This window comes from Erwinia pyrifoliae DSM 12163 (assembly GCF_000026985.1).
GTDB classification, from domain to species: domain Bacteria; phylum Pseudomonadota; class Gammaproteobacteria; order Enterobacterales; family Enterobacteriaceae; genus Erwinia; species Erwinia pyrifoliae.
In genome coordinates, this window is sequence record NC_017390.1 from 640,947 (window position 1) to 661,729 (window position 20,783).

Consider the following 20,783-nt stretch of genomic DNA (forward strand, 5'->3'; position numbering starts at 1 on the left):
ACAATGAAACAACACGATCGGGCAGATATTTCTGCCAGCACGCTCTATATCGTTCCCACACCAATTGGTAACCTGGGCGATATCACCCAGCGGGCGCTGAAGGTGCTTGCGAGCGTCGATCTGATCGCTGCGGAAGATACACGTCATACCGGGTTGTTGCTACAACATTTCGCCATCAATGCGCGGCTGTTCGCATTACATGACCATAATGAACAGCAGAAAGCCGAAGTCCTGCTGACGCGCTTGCGCGAGGGGCAAAGCATCGCCCTGGTGTCCGATGCCGGTACGCCGCTGATTAACGATCCGGGCTACCATCTGGTGCGCCTGTGCCGGGAAGCGGGTATTCGGGTGGTGCCGCTACCGGGTGCCTGCGCGGCGATTACCGCGCTAAGCGCCGCCGGATTACCGTCCGACCGCTTTTGTTACGAAGGGTTTCTGCCGGCGAAAAGCAAAGGTCGTTGCGACACCCTGAAAGCGCTTGAGCAGGAGCCTCGCACCCTTATTTTCTACGAATCCACCCATCGCCTGCTCGACAGTCTGCACGATATGGTGACGGTCTGGGGGCCGGATCGCTATGTGGTGCTGGCGCGTGAAATCACCAAAACGTGGGAATCTATCTTCGGTGCGCCGGTCGGCGAGCTGCTGGCCTGGGTACAGGAGGACGAGAATCGCCGTAAGGGTGAGATGGTACTGATTGTAGAAGGCTACCACGCGGAAGAAGAGTCCCTGCCGCCTGAAGCGCTGCGCACGCTGGCACTGCTGCAAGGCGAGCTGCCGCTGAAGAAAGCGGCTCAGCTGACTGCCGAAATTCACGGCGTGAAAAAGAATGCGTTGTATAAGTATGCACTTGAGCAGCAGGGCGAGTGACAAGCGGTTAAAAACCTTATACACTTCGCGCCGAAGCTGACCAGACAGTCGCCGCTTTGTTGCCGTCCTCCTCCGGGGGAGACAGACAGAGGGGAGGAAAGTCCGGGCTCCATAGGGCAGGGTGCCAGGTAACGCCTGGGGGGCGCAAGCCCACGACCAGTGCAACAGAGAGCAAACCGCCGATGGCCTACGCAAGTGGGATCAGGTAAGGGTGAAAGGGTGCGGTAAGAGCGCACCGCGCGGCTGGCAACAGTTCGTGGCACGGTAAACTCCACCCGGAGCAAGGCCAAATAGGGGTTCACCAGGTACGGCCCGTACTGAACCCGGGTAGGCTGCTTGAGCCAGTGAGCGATTGCTGGCCTAGATGAATGACTGTCCACGACAGAACCCGGCTTACCGGTCAGCTTCACACTATTCAAAACAAAACCCCGCTTCGGCGGGGTTTTGTTTTTGCAGCCGGAACGGCAAGATGAATCACCGTCCACGACGCTTTCCATGAAGAGAAGGTGGCTTACCGGTCAGCTTCACACTTCTTCAAAACAAAACGCACCGACCACCCCGTATGGCAAATGACAGGGTGAAAAATCGGTAACGGGTCGGGCCGCTGAAAAGGCAGCAGATATCGCCGATGCGGTGGAACTATCGATGGCCAGCGACGACGAAAAAGAGCGCCATAACGCGTGTTGCTGATGCGGGTGGAAAGCGCTCCGGCACCGGATGCCATCTGGCGCAGCGGGTGGACGGGCATAAAGTTGGTCTCCCTTAGCTGGTTGCACAATCAGTAGATCATCTTGCTCTATGCCCATCCTTTTTTACCTGCCCGTTACCTGGCTCCCCTCAGCGCGGCGGATTTTTTCATTTTCCTGGCGCCACCAGCAGAGCAAACCACTCCGGATGAGTTTTCAGTGCAGCGTCAAGCTCCGCCCATTTGATGTTATGTGAGGTAACGCCTTGTTTTATCTTTGTATTGATAATTCTTCTTATCTCTTCAACGTTGTCATGTTTTTTTGAAAAGCTATTACGATAGAGCCAGTCTTCCAGCTCATAGTGTTGTTGTTTGCTGGTGTTGACAAACTTATTGTCTTGCTTGGGCATATCGATCTTCCTTGTGAATTGCAGTGCAATGAATTACTGCTATGGACGGATTTATCTCCCTTACAGCCGCCTTAATATCTGTTACAGCGATATTTTTGGGGTTATTGCGCAGCGGCTATTTTCATCATAAGGATTAGCCGCGCCGGATAGTTTGGCGCAAGTCATGCGCCGGAATTTATGGACAAACGGCTAATTTAAAATGGCATGGCGCCGTGTTGGCAGCAGCACAGGCATGCATTGTTGTGGTGTTCACACCGGCAAATCAATCACCAGCGCGCGTACGGGCGTTGTCGCTACCAGGGTAACACTGTGCTCATCACGTAGAAACGCGCCATCGCCACAGCTCAGGGTTTCGTGCTGTGGCGACGGGGTGGCCACCGTCAGCGCGCCATAAATCGATTGCAGATAGGCGCGATGCCCGTTCAGTGGCAGATGGTAATTCTCACCCGGCTTCAGCACCAGCTGATGAATCCATACCTGCTGGCGAAGTTGCATGCTGCCAGCACTGCCGTCTGGCGAGGCAACCAGGGTGTACGGCCGGCATTCCGCTATATTTAGCCGTTGTACCTGCGCGTTTTCCCGCTGTGGGCAGGCATCCAGCCACAGCTGCATACGCGTAAGAACGTGCTCTTTACTGATGTTATGTTCGGAATAGCTGACGCCGGGATGGGTTGCCAGCAGCAGGGCTTCACCCGCCTGCGCCTGCGCATAATGACCTTCGCTGTCACGGTACTCTGCCGTACCCTGCAAAATCAGGTTGAGCACGTCCACCTTGGGGTAAGTTCGCGGTTGCAAACCGCTGCCGGGTGCCAGGACTTCCTGATTCAGTACGCGTAATGATGCGTAACCCAGTAGTGAAGGATCAAAGTAGTGGCCAAAGGAGAAGGTATAACGCGCTTGCAACCAGCCATAATCGGCTGTGCCACACTGTTGAGCGGTTCGACTATCAATCACAGGTATCTCCTTACAGGGCGGTGCTGCCAGCCGTTTCTGATTCTGTCATGGTAAGTTTGTGGACGCCGGATTGTTAGCCAGTTAATCTGCTGGCTATATTCAAAATTCCTGACAGAGAATGACTATGGCTAAAGACCGTGCTCTGACGTTGGAAGCGCTGCGCGTTATGGATGCTATCGATCGTCGCGGCAGCTTCGCGGCGGCTGCAGATGAACTTGGCAGAGTGCCTTCCGCGCTCAGTTATACCATGCAGAAGCTGGAGGATGAGCTGGATGTGGTGCTGTTCGACCGCTCCGGCCACCGTACCAAATTTACTCACGTTGGCCGTATGCTGCTTGAACGCGGCCGCGTCCTGCTGGAAGCGGCAGACAAATTAACCACCGACGCCGAAGCGCTGGCACGCGGTTGGGAAACCCATCTTACCATTGCCACAGAAGCGCTGGTGTCCACCGAGCGGCTGTTTCCCCTGGTAGAAAAACTGGCGAATAAAGCCAATACCCAACTCTCACTGGTTAAGGAAGTGCTGGCCGGGGCGTGGGAACGCCTGGAACAGGGGCGAGCCGATATCGTCATCGCCCCGGATATGCACTTCCGAGCATCGTCGGAGATCAACACCCGTAAGCTTTTTACCCTGATGAGCGTCTATGTCGCCAGCCCGGATCACCCGATCCATCAGGAACCGGAACCGCTGTCCGAAGCCACACGCGTCAAGTATCGCGGTATTGCCGTAGCGGATACCGCGCGTGAGCGCCCGGTACTGACGGTGACGCTGCTCGACAAGCAGCAGCGTCTGACGGTCAGTAGCATTGAAGACAAGCACCGCGCCCTGCTGGCAGGGTTAGGTGTGGGTACGATGCCCTATACGATGGTAGAAAAGGATGTTGCCGAGGGGCGTTTACGCGTGGTCAGTCCGGAATATAAACTTGAGGTCGATATCATTATGGCTTGGCGGCGCGACAGCATGGGAGAAGCCAAAGCCTGGTGCCTGCGGGAAATCCCTAAACTGCTAGCCCGACGCCAGAATTAATCCGCAACAGCGCTAAAGGCTATGGGCAGGGTTCTCAGCAGGGAGCAGACCAACGTTCAAAGCACCGATCGCGCCCGTGAGGTTTATCCTGGTGGTGGTACGAACCGAGTGAAAAGACCCCGCCAGGATTAATGGTTTTGTGGCTGCAATAATAGTGATGGCTGATGTGGTCGATATTCACCGTCGCGGCCAGCGCTGCGGTTTGATAGAGGTTACGCAAGTAAACGTTCAGATTCAGGTTATCACAGATGCAAGATCGGTCGTATTTGAAGCGGGTGACTTCGATCGGATCGAAGTCACCCGCGTGATCCACAAACCTGTATCCGCTTCGGTGAGGCGGTCTGCGGCCAGCTAGCGCTGCTGGCCCAGCCGCCCGAGCGAGGAAAATTGCTGTCAGCGTAGCGGACTTAGCCGTTTTTACCCAGCAGGCGGTCGATGCTGAATGCGCCAGCACCGGTGATGCTGAGAAGCAGGAAGCCCCCGGCAATCGACAGATTTTTCATGAACATCAGCGAGTTCACGCCCTGAGCAAAGTCGGTATGGAAAATAAAGGCCGTCAGCAGCGTGAATACTGCGGTGAACAGCGCAGTAAAGCGCGTCAGGAAGCCGAACAGGATAGCCAGACCGCCGCCTAGCTCCAGTAAAATCGTCAGCGGCAGGAAGAAGCCCGGCACGCCCATCGCTGCCATATACTGCTGTGTCCCGGCATAATCGCTGATTTTTCCCCAACCGGCGTAGATAAACAGAGCTGGCATCAGGATACGTGCGACCAGGATACCGATATCTTCACATTTTTTCATGATATTCCCCAAACAAGAAATTGATGGCCATACAGGTGGCATAACCAACCAGGAGCGTGCCTGAAGCGGGTTGAGCGCCGAGTACGATTCGTTGTTGGAGATGATAGTTTGCTTAAGGAAACATTGTTAGCGAGATAATCTGTCGATGTTGTTCAAAAAATTGCAGGTAATGCAGCCGCACGGGGCGTGCGGCTAAGAATTGGGGCGATTAACGGCGGGGCAGATAGTTACGAACCATGCGCCAGGTGCTCCATGCCCCCAAACCACGCCTGGCCCAGCGCGTGATCTTACGGGGATTGCGCACGGACCAGATAGCCATCATCCCGCCGCCAAGCGCCAGCCAGCGTTTGGCGCTAAGCAGAGCCAGCCAGCCGTGATCGTAGCGTGCCGTACTGTCCAGCCAGGCGTTACGCCCGGCACTCAAATCCAAACGCTGTTGCTGTATCTGGCGCAGCAGCTCGGCCTTACGCGCTTCACGCTTGCGGCTCATTAGTCACCCTCCAGCAGCTTACGGTCTTCCGACAGCTCCTTACGCGTGGCACCTAACAGGGTGGAACGCCGTGATTTAACCAGCGTCCACAAGCCGAGGATCAGCGCCAGTGCAAAAAGCACCCCGGTAGTGATGGCAACCGCCATCAGCCGATATTGAGCATCTATACCCCAGATAATCAGCACCATCAGGCTCATCAGACCAAATGCGGTAAACAGCATGGTCAGACCCACCATCAGCAGCATCTGCAGCAGGTTGGCTTTTTCCGCTTCCAGCTCCACGACTGCCAGCCGGACACGGGTTTCAACCATGCCCACCAGAGTAGTGACTATGCGCTGTCCGATATTGATGACCCCCTTGCCGGGGCCGTGGCTTTGCGAATGATCGGCCATATTAACGACGCGTCAGCAGCACGCCCAGTACCACCCCGACAGCAGCACCGACACCCACGCTGGTCCAGGGGTTATCGCGCACATAAACATCAGCACGCCCGGCCGCTTCACGCGTTGTTTGCGCGATAAGGTCGCCAGAGTCGCCAAGACGAGCGCGAGTGTCTTTAAGTGCGCTCTGTGCCTTGCTGCGCAGCTTGTCCAGCTCGGATCTGGATTTCTCACTGGAGGAACTCAGTACTTCTTCAAGGGTATCCGCCAGGCTTTTCAGCTCGGCGCGCAGGTTTTCTGACGTGATATCTTTAGACATTGAAACTCCTCAAATTTTATTTAGTGATGTCGGGCAGAGACCTTAATACGGTGCATCCAGCACTTTCTTTAGCTCACGTTGAGCTTCAGAGAGTTTCTTTTCGCGTTTATCAATCTTTTCGCGGCTACCGGCTTTCGCTATTTCCTGCTGTAATTCATGTTTCCGTTCGGTCACTTTCTGCTCGTGATGCCTGATTTTTTCGCGCTGCGTTTTTTTCAGGTCATTATCGCGACAGTTGGCTCGGATTTCACTTAATGCCTGCTGCAAGCCAGTAATGCGATGTTTGTTGTCATGCTTTTCGGCCAGGTCGATCTCATGTTGAACGGCCTGCTCTTTCTGCTGGCACAATGCACCGGCATGGGCAAATGTACCGACAGTGAGCAGGCTGATGCTGAAGATGATGTATAATTTCATCATAACCTTGACCTTCCTTTGAGCGATATCAACGAGTAATGATATCGGGTTCCTGAAACGTGGTTACCGCTATTGATGCCCGATAAAGCATAGACAGAAAATGGTGAAAGCTCAAAACAGAGAATAATTTTAGCGATAACCCCTCCTGAACGGTGGGGCCTGATGGCTAGCCGACAGATTGTGGAAGCAGGCTGATGTGGTTTATCCAGCTGGTTGCGCCCTGACCTGGCTGATGAGCAATATCAAAACCCTGTGGAAATAGCTCGCGCAGCACCCTTTCAGCGGCACAACTTTGCTCCGGTGAATCAAAGCGGATAACCAACGAATCTTGCTCCGGCGTAATACTCTTGATGTGAATTCCTTGCGTACTCAGTGTCTGGTAGACGTAAAAGCCGTCTGGCAATGAGACCCCCTGACGTGAGGCGCGGATTTGCAACGTGCTGTCGTGACGAAACAGGGCGGGTATTTTCGCCAGCCCTGTCAGGGCGACGATAGCCACAACGAGCCACGGCAAGAAGCGCCGCTGGGGAGCGCACTTTTTAAGCAGAGCAGTTATCATGAGTTTCCTTTCTCATTATCAGACCGTTTTTTGCGCCACAACACATACAATGAACCGCACAGGCCGAATACCAGCAGCACCAGCGGCAGTAACATCAGACAGAACATCAGCTGGTCTTCATATTGTCGGAAAATCGGCGTTTTACCGATCGCAAAACCGATCACGGTTAAAATCAGCACCCAAAGGAACGCGCTTACCCAGTTGAAGAACTGGAAGCGGGTATTACTCAGGCCGGAAAGCCCGGCAATGGTCGGCAGCAGCGTACGGACAAATGCGATAAAACGGCCAATCAGCAGCGCGGAAAGGCCATGACGGTGAAACATCTGGTGCGCCCGCTGGTGATAGTGCGCGGGCAGATGTGACAACCATTTTTGTACCGTAACCGTATTTCCCAGCCATCTTCCCTGTATGTAACTGATCCAGCAACCAAGGCTGGCGGCAGTCGTCAGGATAAATAACGTCATGGTAAAGCTCATCGTGCCTTTAGCGATCAGCACGCCGACCAGAATAAGTAAACTGTCACCCGGCAGGAAAGCGGCTGGCAGCAGGCCATTTTCCAGAAACAAAATGACGAAAAGCACGAAATAGATCGCCCAAACCAGCGAGGGATCTGCAAGGGCGGCGTAATCCTGCTGCCACAGGGCTTGTACAAGAGATTTAAAAATATCCATTAGTCGTCCTGAACATCATCATTGGCCCGTTAAACGGCAATTTGCACACTTAATTAATCGTCTTGTTGGTGCATTTTGCAAGTTACGGGGCGGATAAAATGCATGGCGCGTAAAAACCGCATCTTTTTTAACTTGTGCTGAAAGGGTAAAAAAAGACGGCCAACTGTAACAAAATAACGTATGACAGGACAGTAAGAAACGCCCACCCAATGAAGTTTTACCGTGGTGGCAGACCGTCTGAAAGGAGCTTTACACAGGCTGACATAACTGAACGTATTTTGCACCGAGAGGCATATCAGGCAGGCGGATTATCGTTTTTTTTGCCTGCCAGGGGAGTTATTGCAGGTGAAGTCCGTGTTTTTAGCAAATACGGCAGGGTTGATATGGGGTTTTCATTCGGGCGTGGTGAGTATTCGCTGCATCGGGGCGATATTTTCCGCACCGTGGTTTGTGGCGCGAGGCTTTTAGCCTCATTGATGTTTTAATGATTCGGACGTTGTGAGGCAGAAAGAAGAAAGCCCCGTGTCTTTTCAGGGTTTCTGGTGTTCTGACAAGCCCCGAGCGCCTTCATGCAGGGCTTTCCGTTATGCGGGAAGCCCTTTCTCTTCATCAGGGGGCGCTCTGTGCCGGGAAGCGTATTATCAGGCGTTTTGCTCCAGCCGGCGGTCTTCCGCCATACAGGCTGCGGCGGTAAATAAAATATCCGCCGATGAGTTCAGCGCGGTCTCTGCTGAATCCTGCAGGACGCCGATAATAAAGCCGACCGCCACCACCTGCATCGCCACTTCATTCGGAATACCAAACATATTACAGGCCACCGGGATGAGCAGCAGTGAACCGCCCGCCACGCCGGATGCGCCGCAGGCACAAACGGAGGCCACCAGACTCAGCAGGATAGCAGTGCCGACATCAATGTGGATGCCTAATGTATGTACCGCCGCCAGCGTCAGCACGGTGATGGTAATCGATGCTCCGGCCATACTGATATTGGCACCAATGGGTATAGATACCGTATAGGTGTCTTCGTCCAGACCCAGTCTCTTCGCCAGCGCCATATTGACCGGAATATTGGCGGCGGAGCTGCGGGTAAAGAAGGCGGTGACGCCACTTTCACGCAGGCAGGTAAATACCAGCGGGTAAGGGTTACGGCGAATTTGCCACCACACCAGCAGCGGGTTACAGACCAGCGCCATGAGCAGCATACAGCCAAGCAGCAGGCCGAGCAGGCTGGCATATTGCCACAGTGCATCAAATCCGGTTGAGGCAAGAATGGAAGCGACCAGACCGAAAATGCCGACAGGCGCAAAGCGGATCACAATGCGCACCAGGCAGGTGACCGCATCGGAGGCGTCGTTAAGAAAGGCGCGTGTGCTGTCGCTGCTGTGGCGGAAAGCGAAGCCCAGTCCAATTGCCCAGACCAGAATGCCGATGTAGTTGGCTTTCATCAGCGCTTCAACCGGATTAGTGACCATGCTCATCAGCAGGCCGCGCAGTACTTCGAGAATGCCGGAAGGAGGCACGATTTCGTTACTGGCGGTTTGCAGCGTCAGGTTTTGCGGTAGCAGATGGCTGGCCACCACCGCCACCACGGCGGCAAAAAAGGTGCTCAGCAGATAGAGCATGACAATCGGGCGAATATGGGTTTTCTGACCCTGCTGATGATTGGCAATGGAGGAGACAACCAGAACCAGTACCAGTAACGGTGCGACCGCTTTTAAGGCATTGACGAACAGCTCTCCAAGCAGGCCGACCGCCAGCGCATTGCTTTTCGATATCCAGGCGAATGCGATGCCAGCCAGCAGCCCAACCACAATTTGTGTTACCAGGCTACCGTTCATCAGGCGTTGTATCAGCCCGTTATTTTCTTTACTCATCATTAAAATCACTGTCGTTATCGATGTTCAGCTGCCCACAGATGCCGGCAACATGGGGTATTTGCCAAGGGGAGTATAAGGAAATGCTCTGACAGGGAAAGGGAAAATTGCGCAATTTTTGCCTGATGTGGCAAAAGACACAGCAGGAAACAGCCCGTTCAGGCGTAAGGGGCTGTTTTCGCTAACGGGGGCGGGGCGGCTGTTTATTATGCTCGCCCCGTGTCGCTGGTGTGAACACCGTGATTAACGCGTGGTATTGACCCGGGCGGCCTTACGATCGCGGCGGTAGTTTACCCAGGCGTTGATTAACAGCGTCAGCGCCAGAATACCGCCGACGATGCCAAGCGATACGGCGATCGGGATATGGTAAAAATCGACAATCAACATTTTCACCCCGATAAACACCAGAATCACCGACAGGCCATATTTCAGCATTGAGAAGCGCTCGGCCACATTCGCCAGCAGGAAGTACATGGCGCGCAGGCCGAGGATGGCGAACAGGTTAGAAGTCAGCACGATAAACGGGTCGGTGGTCACGGCGAAGATCGCCGGAATGCTGTCGACCGCGAAGATCACATCGCTCAACTCCACCATAATCAGCACCAGCAGCAGCGGGGTGGCAAACAGCAGGCCGTTTCGACGCACGAAGAAATGCTCGCCTTCGATTTTATCGGTCATACGCAGTCGGCCACGTAGCCAGCGCACCAACGGTTTATCGCCGATGGCGCTATCATCCTCTTTCGACAGCGCCATTTTGATCCCGGTAAACAACAGGAATGCACCGAACAGGTACAGCAACCAGCTAAACTGGGTGACCAGCCAGCTTCCGGCGAAGATCATGATGGTACGCAATATAATCGCGCCCAGCACGCCGTAGATCAGTACCCGGCGCTGCAATGCTGCCGGCACGGCAAAGTAACCGAAAAGCATCAGCCAGACGAACACATTGTCGACCGCCAACGCTTTTTCGATCAAATAACCGGTGAGAAATGCCAGCGCCTGAGTATCGGCGACTTCGCGCCCGACGGTGCCGGTGAGATACCACCAGAAGGCGGCATTGAATAACAGAGAGAGCGTTACCCATAGCAGTGACCAGGCCGCTGCCTGCTTCATGCTCATGGTGTGCGCACCGCGACGTCCCTGTAACAGCAGGTCAATCGCCAGCATAATCACGACAACGACAGCGAAGCTGCCCCAGAGTAATGGCGTACCAACAGTATTCATATAATATCCCGCGCAAAATAAAAATGGCCAACGTCGGAAGACGGCAGCCACTCTATTATTGCTGCTGTAAGCAAACCTCGCCTTCCGGCAAGGTCTCACTTACAACCTTGTATCGGTTGCTCAGTAACCGGACATCATGTGGATGTCGTGTTGACGATTGACTGACGAAGAAGTTACTCCCCTTTGCTAAGGCAAAAGATAGGGTGCCGAGCGCCGAAGGTCAATATTCTTCAGTAATATTTAGACATATTTACAGACCAAAGCCAGCGGCACGCGAGCAGTAGTCCGTCCTGACGGGCATTTCGCCCGGCGGTGATATGGCTTCCGGCGCCTGTTAACGCCGGCATCTGTCCTGGCAATTTGATTTTTCCGCTATCCTCTCACACGATAAAGCAAATCATCCCGGGGGTCCGATGAGCTCACGCAGCAGACACGCACTAAACTGGAGCAGCATTCTGGTCGCTATCCCGGTGGGGCTGATGGCCTCGCTGGTGACGCTGGCCTTTCGTGAAGCAATAGCCCTGATTGATGGCCTGCTATTTGCCGGACAGACTGATATTACTCAGGCGATGCGGGTTTACCCGTGGTACTGCTGGCCGCTGATGGTCGGCGCTGGCGGCCTGATCGCCGGGTTCTTTCTGCGCTATGCCACGGCAATTGAGCAAAAGCAAACGCTGCGCACCGATTATCTGGACGTGATCAACGCCCGGCTGGATGCGGTGCCAACCCGCACCTCGTTGTTTCGCGGGCTTTCCTCCCTGGCCAGTATTAGCAGCGGAGCATCCATTGGACGGGAAGGGCCAATGGTGCAGCTATCGGCGCTGAGTGGCAGCCTGATGGGGCGCTGGGTGTTTAAAAATCTGGCGTTGAAAAATAGCGATGTGGTGGCGATGGCCGCCGCAGCCGGCCTTTCCTCGGTTTATCATGCACCGCTGGCTTCGGCGATATTCGTCGCAGAAATCGCCTTTGGTATTACCGCAATACAGCGGTTGATCCCGCTGATCATCTCCTCCGGCGTGGCGGTACTGACTATGTGGTCGCTCGGTCACGGTTCGGCTATCTACCCATTTTCCCACGGTCAGTTTGAACTGACGCCGGGCAATATTGCGCTGACCATTACCATTGGGCTGCTGGCCGGTTTGCTGGGCTGGGGGATGATTGCGCTGATAAGTCACAGCAAGCGGCTGTTCGCCCCGCTGCGCAGTCTGCCGCTGCGCCTGGGTTTTGGCGGCCTGCTGGTCGGGGGGCTGGCTGTCGGCAGTAGCCAGATCCTCGGCAATGGCTATGAGGTGATTGTGCGCATTATGGCAGGCGATTTCCTGTTGCCGATGCTGCTAACGTTGCTGTTGCTTAAAATGCTGGCAACGGCAATTTCCGTCGGCTCCGGTGCCGTGGGTGGGCTGTTTACTCCGGCACTGCTAATTGGGGCATTGATGGGCAGCGTGGTCGCGCTGCTGGCGGTAAAAGGCGGGCTGCCTGTGAGTCACGTTGCGGTGTTTGCGGCGATCGGCATGGGTGCGCTGCTGGCCTCGGTCAGTCAGGCACCGTTGATGGCGATGCTGATGGTACTGGAGATGACGCTGAACAGCAGCCTGTTATTCCCGGCGATGATCGCCAGCGTACTGGCTTCGATGACGGTTTATCGCCTGCACTCCAGCAGCACCTATGCCGTTGTCAGCCGTCATTTTAGCCGCTCGGACGCCAAGTTCGACTTCGACAATGGCGTCATATCACAATTTATTGTTTCCGGTGCGGCGCTGACCCCGCAGGACTCGGTGGGGAAAGCGTTGGCGGTCAGCTCGCTGAAGCGTGAGCGCTTTGTTTATGTAATCGATGACCAGGGGAAGTTTCTCGGTGCCGTTTCAATTCACGATATCGCTCACAAGGTGTTGGATAAGGAGATCGCCTTGACTTCCCCGGTCAGTTGCGTGATGGACACGCATTTCCCCACTATTTATGCCGGGCAGACCATCAGAGAAGGGTGGGAAGCTTTTACTCAGATCACGCTCGAACGCCTGCCGGTACTGAATAATGCGCAGGAAAAAAAGTATCTCGGCGCGCTGACCAAAACCAGCCTTATTCAACAGGCGCAGGATTTTATCTGATGCGTGCTGCCTGCCGGACGGGGCGCGTTTAAGCTGATTAGACTGACGGGAATGCCAGATTGGGGTATGACGCATTGTGATAAATGAATTACCCCTCAGCAGGCTTTAATGTTGATTAGCCGGCACGCCCCTCCAGCGCCTGTGCCGTAAGCCACAGGCGGGTATCAAACTCCAGCTGATGGTATTGCGGTTCCATATGGCAGCACAGCTGGTAAAACGCTTTGTTGTGATCCTTCTCTTTAATGTGCGCCAGTTCATGGACAACGATCATACGCAGAAACGCCTCCGGGGCCTGCTTAAAGAGGGTTGCAACGCGGATTTCAGCTTTGGCCTTGAGTTTGCCGCCCTGGACGCGTGAGATCGCCGTATGCAGTCCCAACGCGTGCTTCATCACTTTAATTTTGCTGTCGTAAATGACTTTGTTCAGCGGGGGTGCATTGCGTAGCGCCTGATTTTTTAAATCCAGCGCGTAGTCGTACAGCGCTTTGTCACTGGTGATGTTGTGCATCGCGGGGTAACGCTGGTTGATAACTTTCATCAGCCGCTGCTGTTCAATCAGTGTGCGCACCTGTGACAGAAGCGATTCAGGGTAACCTTGCAGATAGATAAGCGATGACATGCTGACTCCGGTGAAGAAAAACGTTTACTGTACGCCCGTTTTAGGGGATAAAACGCGGGAATTTTACCACTAAGGTGATCCCATGAGCCAACTTGAACTGAGCAACCGCATGCTGACGCTGCATCGCTTTCCCCAAATGCGCGAAGAAAGCCCGTTGCAGGCGTGGGATGCGGCCGATGAATACCTGCTTAACCACCTGGGGGATGCCCCGGTCAACGGCTCGACGCTGATCTTTAATGATACTTTCGGCGCGCTGGCCTGTGCGCTGGCGGGGGAAAACGTCTGGAGCATCAGCGACTCCTGGCTGAATCAACAGGCTACCCGGCAGAATCTGGCGCTGAATCAGCTTGACGAGGGCGACGTGCGGCTACTCGATAGCCTGGCTCCTCTGCCTGCGGCTCCGACGCGGGTGCTGATAAAAGTGCCAAAAACCCTCGCGCTACTTGAGCATCAGCTGCGAGCGCTGCGAGCGGTGGTCACGCCAGAAACGCAAATCATCGCCGCCGGCAAAGCAAAAGAGATCCACACTTCGACCCTGCAGATGTTTGAAAAAGTACTTGGCCCGACTACCACCTCGCTGGCCTGGAAAAAGGCGCGCCTGATTTACGGCACCTTCAGCCAACCCGATCTGCCACAGAGCGAGGTGATAACCCGCTGGCCGCTGGACGGGACGCCCTGGCAAATCCACAATCATGCTAACGTGTTTGCTCGCGGCAGCCTGGATGTCGGTGCGCGTTTCTTTATGCAGCATCTGCCGGACAATATCGACGGCGAAATCATCGATCTCGGCTGCGGCAACGGCGTGATTGGTTTGGTTGCTCTGCAACAGAACCCGCTGGCGCAGGTTCACTTCATTGATGAGTCATATATGGCGGTTGCCTCCAGCCGTCTAAACGTCGAGCTAAATTGCCCGGACGATCTGGCACGCTGCGAGTTCCGGGTGAACAATGCGCTGGCCGGTTATCCCTCGGACCGTCTGCACGCGGTGCTGTGCAATCCGCCATTCCACCAGCAGAACGCGGTCACCGATCATATCGCCTGGCAGATGTTCCGCGATGCCCGCCGCTGCCTGCAGTACGGTGGCGAATTGCGTATCGTCGGTAATCGTCATCTCGACTACTACCACAAAATGAAGAAGCTGTTTGGTAACTGCACCACCGTGGCGACTCACCAGAAGTTTGTGGTGTTGCGCTCGGTGAAAATGCCTTAGGCGATCGGCGCAGCGAAGGAAGGTGCCTGGCAACGAGGCACCGCCGTTAATCAATCCCTACGCACCGGGTCAAATCTCTAAACCCAGCCGGGTGCCCTGGGCAATGGCCCGCCTTGCATCAAGTTCGGCGGCAACATCCGCACCGCCGATGATATGGAACGGCAGACCATAAGCCAGCAGATCCTTTTCCAGTTCCCGCTGTGTATCCTGCCCGGCGCAGATCACCACATTATTGACCGACAGCAGCTGCGGTTCGCCGTTGCGGATAATATGCAGGCCCTCGTCGTCAATACGTTGATACCGTACGCCGCCCCACATCTCTACCCCATGCATTTGCAGGCTGGCGCGGTGGATCCAGCCGGTGGTTTTTGCCAGTCCGGCACCGGGTTTGCCCTCTTTACGCTGCAACAGCCAGATCTGACGTGCATGCCGGGGGGGCTGCGCGGGAAGCAGCCCCCCCGGCTGCTTAAGGCTGCGGTCGATGCCCCATTCCTGACAAAAGCGGCTGATATCCAGGCTGGGTGATGGGCCGCTGACGGCGAGGTATTCGGCCGTATCGAAGCCAATGCCCCCGGCACCGATAATCGCTACGCGCTGGCCCAACGGTTTTTTATCGCGGATCACGTCCAGATAACTGAGTACTGAAGGGTGATTGATACCCGGAATGGCGGGCGTGCGTGGCACGATCCCGGTTGCCAGCACCACTTCATCGAACCCGATGACATCCTCCGGTCTGACGCAGTGATTAAGCCGTTGGGTGATGCCGTGCAGCTCCAGCTGGCGGCGAAAGTAGCGCAGCGTTTCGCTAAATTCTTCTTTGCCGGGAATTTGCCGGGCAATATTGAACTGGCCGCCGATTTCCGCGTGCGCATCAAACAGCGTGACTGCATGTCCGCGTGCGGCGGCGTTAACGGCAAACGCCAGCCCGGCCGGCCCGGCACCGACCACCGCCAGATTTTTCCGCTGGCGGGCAGGGCGGCTGACCAGGACGGTTTCGTGGCAGGCGCGCGGATTGACCAGGCAGGAGGTGAGTTCACCGACGAAGACGCGATCGAGGCAGGCCTGGTTACAGCCGATACAGGAGTTTATTTCGTCGCTGCGCCCCTCGCTGGCTTTCAGCACGAACTCGGCGTCAGCGAGAAACGGACGCGCCATTGACACCATATCGGCGCAGCCTTCATCGAGCAGCGCCTGGGCGACATCAGGATGATTGATGCGATTGGTGGCAATCAGCGGGATGCTGACATGCTGCCTGAGGATTTGCGTCACCCAGGCAAAAGCAGCACGCGGCACCGAGGTGGCAATCGTCGGGATACGCGCTTCATGCCAGCCGATGCCGGTATTGAGCAGCGTGGCTCCCTGCTGTTCCAGCGCTTTTGCCAGGCGGATAGTGTGATCCAGCGTGCTGCCCTGTTCGACGAGGTCGAGCATTGACAGGCGGAAGATAATGATAAACGCCGGCCCGGTAGCCGCGCGCACCGCTTTGAGGATCGCCAGTGCAAAACGCTGGCGGCGTACTTCATCGCCGCCCCATTCGTCGCTACGCTGATTGGTATGCGCCACGAGGAACTGGTTAATCAAATAACCTTCAGAACCCATTATTTCCACGCCATCGTAGCCAGCCTGTTTAGCCAACGCAGCGCAGCGGGCGTAATCAGCAATCAGGCGCAAGATCTCCGCATGGCTTAGCTGACGCGGGCAAAAAGGATTGATCGGTGCCTGGATCGCGGACGGGGCGACCAGCCCGGGCTGATAACTGTAGCGCCCGGCATGCAGGATCTGCATGGCGATTTTTCCCCCGGCCCGGTGCACCGCATCGGTCACCAGGCGATGCGGTGGCAGCTGTGAAGCGGTATTCAGCACTGACGCGCCGGCGCTGACTACGCCTTCCTCCGCCGGCGCAATACCGCCGGTGACGATCAACGCCACCCCGGCGCGGGCGCGCTCGGCATAGAATGCCGCCAGCCGGGCTGGCCCGTCAGGGTGTTCCTCCAGACCGGTATGCATTGATCCCATCAGAAAACGGTTTTTTAGCTGGGTGAAACCCAGGTCCAGCGGGGCAAACAGTGACACGCTCATGGTTGACGATCCTGAAGTGGTCGGATGAGTTTTACTGTAGCGGGCAAATGTGCAGGGTGAAAGAGGGGTTTAGCGCTTTGTGATGAATGCCACTGATTAGCACAATGGCGCAAGGACAACCTGCTTCTGGTTACAGGTCACATCGACTTTCGCTATCTCGCCAAGGGTTCTGCCGGCGCAACACCGTTTCGCCAGCAGGCAAAATCTGCCTTGTCGCTTTAATGGATCCCATTTAGCCATATTATTCGTGAAACTTTCTGACAGGGCTGCAAGCGAAAAAAATGGCCCCGGGTAAAGAAAAACAGGAGGACGTTTATTTTCGCTTTCCTTATGGAATGTAAGTTTATTTAAATAATTCCAGATTAGTTGACGTTATTTGATAACACAGGCAACTAACTAATTCATTATGGAGTAGGTAAAGTTTTAAAAAAATCATTTTAATCACATGTTAAACTGAGTTCAATAAAAGCGCAGAAAGGTTTATTTCGCTTCAAAAAACGCCATTTAATAAAATATGGGTTGCTATCAGTTTTTTAATTATATGAAAAATATGATTTTTTTATTTCTTCCCTGCTCTTGCCTTATGCTGGAAATACAGTTAGCTTATTTCAGGAGCGCACGAGGGAACATCTATCCCCAAAGATCGCTTAATGACTTTCAAAAAATACATTTTCAAGCTTAAGGCTATTCTTAGTCAATTTTTATTGGCTAAGGTGTTAAAACTTATTTTCAGCTATGTAAGCATCTGTTTCTTGAAGAGAGAATAATATCTTGAGGACACTCAAACCCCTGTTAGCGAAAAACCGCAGTTGGGCATTACAGCGACAGCAGCGTCATCCACAATATTTTCAGCAAAATGTAGAAGGCCAGCAGCCACATTCGTTATGGATTGGCTGCTCCGATAGCCGGGTTCCGGCGGAAGTCCTGACTGGCGCTCACCCGGGCGAACTGTTTGTGCATCGCAATATCGCCAATATGGTCGTCAGTAATGACGATAATTTTATGAGCGTATTGCAGTATGCCATCGAATATCTGCAGGTTTCGCGCATTGTCCTTTGTGGGCACTACGGCTGCGGCGGCGTGCAGGCGGCACTGACTTTGCCGGATCTGCCGTTAAACGATGAGAATTCAGCGCTGGCAAGGCGCATTACGTTACTGCGCACGGCGATCACCTCCGATCTCGCTCCGCTTTCCGCGCAGGAAGACGATGTTGCTCGGCTCAATCGCCTTGTGGAAGCCAATGTCCTGGCGCAGTTCAGCCAGCTGGTGAAAACCGTACCGGTGGTTAACGCGTGGCGTAAAGGTGTCGATCTTGACGTATTTGGTTGCGTTTACGACCTGCACAGTGGGCATCTGAAAGAGCTTGTTCAGCAACAGTCAGAGGGAGGTCGCGCATGAATCTGCAAACCTTACGCCGGGATATTCCCGCTGGATTAGTGGTCTTTCTGGTTGCCCTGCCGCTGTGCCTGGGGATTGCCCAGGCCAGCGGTCTGCCGCCGTTTGTCGGGCTGCTGACCGGCGTAGTGGGAGGCCTGGTGGTCACCACTTTCAGCCCTTCTAAGTTCGCGGTCAGTGGCCCGGCGGCCGGGCTGGTCACTATTGTCACCGGTGCGATTGAAACGCTCGGCTCCTTTTCTGCGCTTCTGCTGGCGCTGATCGTGGCTGGCGTGCTGCAATTTCTGCTGGGCGTGGTACGTGCGGGGCGCTTTATCAGCCTGGTGCCGGGCAGCGTGATCAAAGGCATGCTGGCGGCTATTGGCATCCTGCTGATTATCCAGCAAATTCCGGTTGCGCTTGGCGCAGCGGGTGAAAACGATCTGGCCTCGTTGCTGACCGGCAGTGCACTGAATATCTCTTTACCCGCCATGGCGGTCGCCCTCAGTGGGCTGTTGGTTCTCTGGCTGTGGACAACGGCGGCGGTGAAGAACAGTCGCTGGATGGGATGGATGCCAGGCCCGCTGGTGGCGGTGCTGCTTGGCTGCTTGGCAACGGTTTTCGGCGGGCGTCTGTTTCCTGAACTGGCCGGCAACCTGCCGCGCATCTCGTTGCCTGCACTTGACAGCATCACGTCGTTGACCGGTGAGTTGCAGCGCCCTGACTGGATGGCCTGGCAAAACCCGGCGGTGTATATGGTTGGCGTCACGCTGGCTCTGGTCGCCAGCCTGGAAACCCTGCTCAGCCAGGAGGCGTTGCAGAAAATACGCGTGCAGCATCCGGCACCCTCGCCGGACAAAGAGCTGCGCGCCCAGGGGATCGGTAATGCGCTGTGCGGTTTCCTCGGCGGCCTGCCGATTACCGCCGTGATCGTGCGCAGTTCGGTGAACGTGGGTGCCGGAGCACAGAGCAAGTTGTCCATTTTGATCCACGGCTTGCTTTTGCTGATTTGTGGCCTGTGGTTTAGTGGTTTGCTGAATGCCATCCCGCTCGCCAGCCTTGCCGCCGTGCTGTTATATACCGGCTATAAGCTGGCCTCACCGGGTCTTTTTGTATCGCAAATTCGCCAGGGTACGCAGCAGTCGGTGCCTTTCTTCGCCACCATTGGCGGCATTTTGATCTTCGGTATGCTGGCGGGGATCGCGATTGGCTTTATTACACAGATCCTGTTCAGTACCTGGCGAAGCCAGCGTAATGCGATGATGCTGACGCGTTATGACGACCATTACGTCCTGCGCTTCCAGCAAAATCTGAACTTTATGCATAATCCTCGTCTGAAAGGCCTGCTGGCGCAGATCCCGGAAAACAGCGTGGTGATCGTTGACCACGACAATGCAGAATATCTTGACCCGGATGTGACTGCGGTACTGCAGGAATTTGGCGATGAGGCGCAACAGCGGGGTATCCAACTAACCCACTGGCCGGTTAAGCTGGCGTAAAAAGCGCGCAACAAGAGATAAGGCCACGGCAACAGCGTGGCCTTTTTGCTGCCCGGCTCCTGATTGAGGGTATATGATTGAGGGTAAATGATTAAGGCTTTACGATTGAGAAGATGGCAACCTGATGACCGATTCCTCCCCGTTAGACTCCTTCTTCGATGGTCATAACGATTTGCTGCTCCATCTGTGGCTGAACCACCCGGAAAACCCTGCCGATGCTTTTTTCAACCGGCGACTGAGTGGTCATCTCGATTTTACCCGTATGTGCCAGGGCGGTTTTGCCGGTGGGCTGTTTGCCGTATTTGTGCCGCCAGCAGAATACGTGGCAAAGTTCTACCGGCGCGACGCGCAGCAGGAAGCGCAGCGGCACGATGCGCTGGCGATAGCTGAAAGCCAGATAGCCATCCTGCAACAGCTGGCATCGCAGTCGGGCGGGCGGGCGAGGATCTGCCGCAGCACCAGCGATATTGAACACTGTCTGGCCAGCGGCATACTGGCGATGGTGATGCATATCGAAGGGGCGGCAGCGCTGGATGGCGACCTGAGCCAGTTGGATCGCTGGGTGGACGCCGGACTGCGCAGCATCGGGCCGTTTTGGAACCTTCCCAACCGCTTCGGTTTCGGCGTCAGTGGCAGTTTCCCCGGTTCGCCGGATACCGGTAAGGGTCTGACCACAGCGGGAAAACAGCTTATCCACCTCTGTAACCAGCGTCGGCTGATGATTGATGTTTCACATATGAATGAAAAGGCTTTCTGGGATACGGCCAGGCTGAGCAACTCCCCGCTGGTAGCCAGCCATTCCAACGTGCACGCCCTGTGCCCGCAGCCGCGTAACCTGACGGACAGCCAGCTGGCAGCAATCGCGGATAGCGACGGGCTGGTGGGCCTGAACTTTGGCACTGCGTTTCTGCGCCGCGACGGCCAGCGCGGGGGCGATATGCCGTTAAGCGTCATGGTGCAGCATCTTGATTATCTGCTGGAAAAACTGGGGGAAGATCGCGTGGCATTCGGTTCCGACTTTGATGGCGTTAGCCTGGCGGATGATATTGGCGACGTCAGCGGATTGCCCCGCCTGCTGGCCGTATTGCGCAAGGCAGGCTATAGCGAGCCGCTGCTGGAAAAGCTGTGTCGCGCCAACTGGCTAGGGGTACTGCGAAAAACGTGGGGAAAATAACCGCTTATATTTGAACCAAATAGTACAATTAGCATAATCTGCGCAAATA

At 55.2% G+C, this 20,783-nt stretch carries 22 protein-coding genes and 1 other RNA gene; 9 read left to right on the forward strand and 14 right to left on the reverse strand.

Annotation, left to right across the window (positions count from 1 at the left end):
• Positions 1–3 precede the first annotated feature (3 nt).
• Positions 4–867 carry a 16S rRNA (cytidine(1402)-2'-O)-methyltransferase gene (rsmI, locus tag EPYR_RS02875; protein WP_012666909.1) on the forward strand — a complete coding sequence of 288 codons (864 nt, stop codon included), beginning with the start codon at positions 4–6 and terminating at the stop codon, positions 865–867.
• A 32-nt stretch (positions 868–899) separates the two neighbouring features.
• Positions 900–1,279, forward strand: an RNA gene (rnpB, locus tag EPYR_RS18695) — RNase P RNA component class A.
• Positions 1,280–1,722: 443 nt separating this feature from the next.
• Here rnpB and EPYR_RS02880 read toward each other — a convergent pair.
• Both EPYR_RS02880 and EPYR_RS02885 read right to left on the reverse strand, forming a co-directional pair.
• Entirely contained in the window at positions 1,723–1,962 is a 240-nt protein-coding gene (locus EPYR_RS02880; protein ID WP_012666912.1) for a hypothetical protein, read from the reverse strand.
• A 249-nt stretch (positions 1,963–2,211) separates the two neighbouring features.
• The gene (locus EPYR_RS02885) at positions 2,212–2,916 is read right to left on the reverse strand and encodes a pirin family protein (protein WP_012666913.1); all 705 of its coding nucleotides are present in this window, start codon (positions 2,914–2,916) and stop codon (positions 2,212–2,214) included.
• A 124-nt stretch (positions 2,917–3,040) separates the two neighbouring features.
• Here EPYR_RS02885 and EPYR_RS02890 point away from each other — a divergent pair, with 124 nt between their 5' ends.
• Positions 3,041–3,943 carry a LysR family transcriptional regulator gene (locus tag EPYR_RS02890; protein WP_012666914.1) on the forward strand — a complete coding sequence of 301 codons (903 nt, stop codon included), beginning with the start codon at positions 3,041–3,043 and terminating at the stop codon, positions 3,941–3,943.
• Positions 3,944–3,977: 34 nt separating this feature from the next.
• Here EPYR_RS02890 and EPYR_RS19915 read toward each other — a convergent pair whose 3' ends face one another.
• The 8 genes from EPYR_RS19915 to EPYR_RS02930 all read right to left on the reverse strand — a co-directional run bounded on the left by EPYR_RS19915 (position 3,978) and on the right by EPYR_RS02930 (position 7,576).
• Positions 3,978–4,256: a glutathione S-transferase family protein gene (locus EPYR_RS19915; protein WP_081441619.1), complete on the reverse strand. Its 279-nt coding sequence runs from the start codon at positions 4,254–4,256 to the stop codon at positions 3,978–3,980.
• A 94-nt stretch (positions 4,257–4,350) separates the two neighbouring features.
• Positions 4,351–4,743: a DoxX family protein gene (locus tag EPYR_RS02900; RefSeq protein WP_014538530.1), complete on the reverse strand. Its 393-nt coding sequence runs from the start codon at positions 4,741–4,743 to the stop codon at positions 4,351–4,353.
• Positions 4,744–4,951: 208 nt separating this feature from the next.
• A complete protein-coding gene (locus tag EPYR_RS02905; RefSeq protein WP_012666916.1) occupies positions 4,952–5,233 on the reverse strand; it encodes a YqjK-like family protein in 282 nt (93 codons plus the stop codon).
• A complete protein-coding gene (locus EPYR_RS02910) occupies positions 5,233–5,625 on the reverse strand; it encodes a phage holin family protein (RefSeq protein WP_012666917.1) in 393 nt (130 codons plus the stop codon). The genes EPYR_RS02905 and EPYR_RS02910 overlap by 1 nt, the downstream gene beginning before the upstream one ends.
• A 1-nt stretch (position 5,626) precedes the next feature.
• Positions 5,627–5,932 carry an ElaB/YgaM/YqjD family protein gene (locus tag EPYR_RS02915; RefSeq protein WP_012666918.1) on the reverse strand — a complete coding sequence of 102 codons (306 nt, stop codon included), beginning with the start codon at positions 5,930–5,932 and terminating at the stop codon, positions 5,627–5,629.
• 42 nt (positions 5,933–5,974) lie between these two features.
• On the reverse strand, positions 5,975–6,346 hold the full coding sequence (locus EPYR_RS02920; RefSeq protein WP_012666919.1) for a DUF1090 domain-containing protein: 372 nt from the start codon (positions 6,344–6,346) through the stop codon (positions 5,975–5,977).
• A gap of 166 nt (positions 6,347–6,512) precedes the next feature.
• Complete coding sequence (mzrA, locus tag EPYR_RS02925) at positions 6,513–6,905, reverse strand: EnvZ/OmpR regulon moderator MzrA (RefSeq protein ID WP_014538532.1); 393 nt, start codon at positions 6,903–6,905, stop codon at positions 6,513–6,515.
• Entirely contained in the window at positions 6,902–7,576 is a 675-nt protein-coding gene (locus EPYR_RS02930; protein WP_012666921.1) for a DedA family protein, read from the reverse strand. The genes mzrA and EPYR_RS02930 overlap by 4 nt, the downstream gene beginning before the upstream one ends.
• Before the next feature lie 209 nt (positions 7,577–7,785).
• Between EPYR_RS02930 and EPYR_RS02935 the strand changes: the two genes are divergently transcribed.
• Positions 7,786–8,061 carry a hypothetical protein gene (locus EPYR_RS02935; protein ID WP_014538533.1) on the forward strand — a complete coding sequence of 92 codons (276 nt, stop codon included), beginning with the start codon at positions 7,786–7,788 and terminating at the stop codon, positions 8,059–8,061.
• 156 nt (positions 8,062–8,217) lie between these two features.
• Here the strand turns inward: EPYR_RS02935 and sstT are convergent, their stop codons facing one another.
• Positions 8,218–9,450 carry a serine/threonine transporter SstT gene (gene sstT / locus EPYR_RS02940; RefSeq protein WP_012666922.1) on the reverse strand — a complete coding sequence of 411 codons (1,233 nt, stop codon included), beginning with the start codon at positions 9,448–9,450 and terminating at the stop codon, positions 8,218–8,220.
• 243 nt (positions 9,451–9,693) lie between these two features.
• The gene (locus EPYR_RS02945) at positions 9,694–10,674 is read right to left on the reverse strand and encodes a TerC family protein (RefSeq protein WP_012666923.1); all 981 of its coding nucleotides are present in this window, start codon (positions 10,672–10,674) and stop codon (positions 9,694–9,696) included.
• Between the two features lie 413 nt (positions 10,675–11,087).
• Here EPYR_RS02945 and EPYR_RS02950 point away from each other — a divergent pair, with 413 nt between their 5' ends.
• Entirely contained in the window at positions 11,088–12,779 is a 1,692-nt protein-coding gene (locus EPYR_RS02950; protein WP_012666924.1) for a chloride channel protein, read from the forward strand.
• Between the two features lie 115 nt (positions 12,780–12,894).
• Here EPYR_RS02950 and EPYR_RS02955 read toward each other — a convergent pair whose 3' ends face one another.
• A complete protein-coding gene (locus EPYR_RS02955; protein WP_012666925.1) occupies positions 12,895–13,398 on the reverse strand; it encodes a M48 metallopeptidase family protein in 504 nt (167 codons plus the stop codon).
• 82 nt (positions 13,399–13,480) lie between these two features.
• Between EPYR_RS02955 and rlmG the strand changes: the two genes are divergently transcribed.
• A complete protein-coding gene (rlmG, locus tag EPYR_RS02960) occupies positions 13,481–14,608 on the forward strand; it encodes a 23S rRNA (guanine(1835)-N(2))-methyltransferase RlmG (RefSeq protein ID WP_012666926.1) in 1,128 nt (375 codons plus the stop codon).
• Positions 14,609–14,677: 69 nt separating this feature from the next.
• Here the strand turns inward: rlmG and EPYR_RS02965 are convergent, their stop codons facing one another.
• Positions 14,678–16,687 (reverse strand): NADPH-dependent 2,4-dienoyl-CoA reductase, encoded by a 2,010-nt coding sequence (locus EPYR_RS02965; protein WP_012666927.1) that lies wholly within the window; start codon positions 16,685–16,687, stop codon positions 14,678–14,680.
• A 771-nt stretch (positions 16,688–17,458) separates the two neighbouring features.
• Here EPYR_RS02965 and EPYR_RS02970 point away from each other — a divergent pair.
• The 3 genes from EPYR_RS02970 to EPYR_RS02980 all read left to right on the forward strand — a co-directional run bounded on the left by EPYR_RS02970 (position 17,459) and on the right by EPYR_RS02980 (position 20,734).
• Positions 17,459–18,085: a carbonic anhydrase gene (locus tag EPYR_RS02970; RefSeq protein WP_012666928.1), complete on the forward strand. Its 627-nt coding sequence runs from the start codon at positions 17,459–17,461 to the stop codon at positions 18,083–18,085.
• The gene (locus EPYR_RS02975; protein ID WP_012666929.1) at positions 18,082–19,560 is read left to right on the forward strand and encodes a SulP family inorganic anion transporter; all 1,479 of its coding nucleotides are present in this window, start codon (positions 18,082–18,084) and stop codon (positions 19,558–19,560) included. Before EPYR_RS02970 ends, EPYR_RS02975 begins: the two co-directional genes overlap by 4 nt.
• 124 nt (positions 19,561–19,684) lie before the next feature.
• Complete coding sequence (locus tag EPYR_RS02980) at positions 19,685–20,734, forward strand: dipeptidase (protein WP_014538537.1); 1,050 nt, start codon at positions 19,685–19,687, stop codon at positions 20,732–20,734.
• The last annotated feature ends 49 nt before the right edge of the window (positions 20,735–20,783 follow it).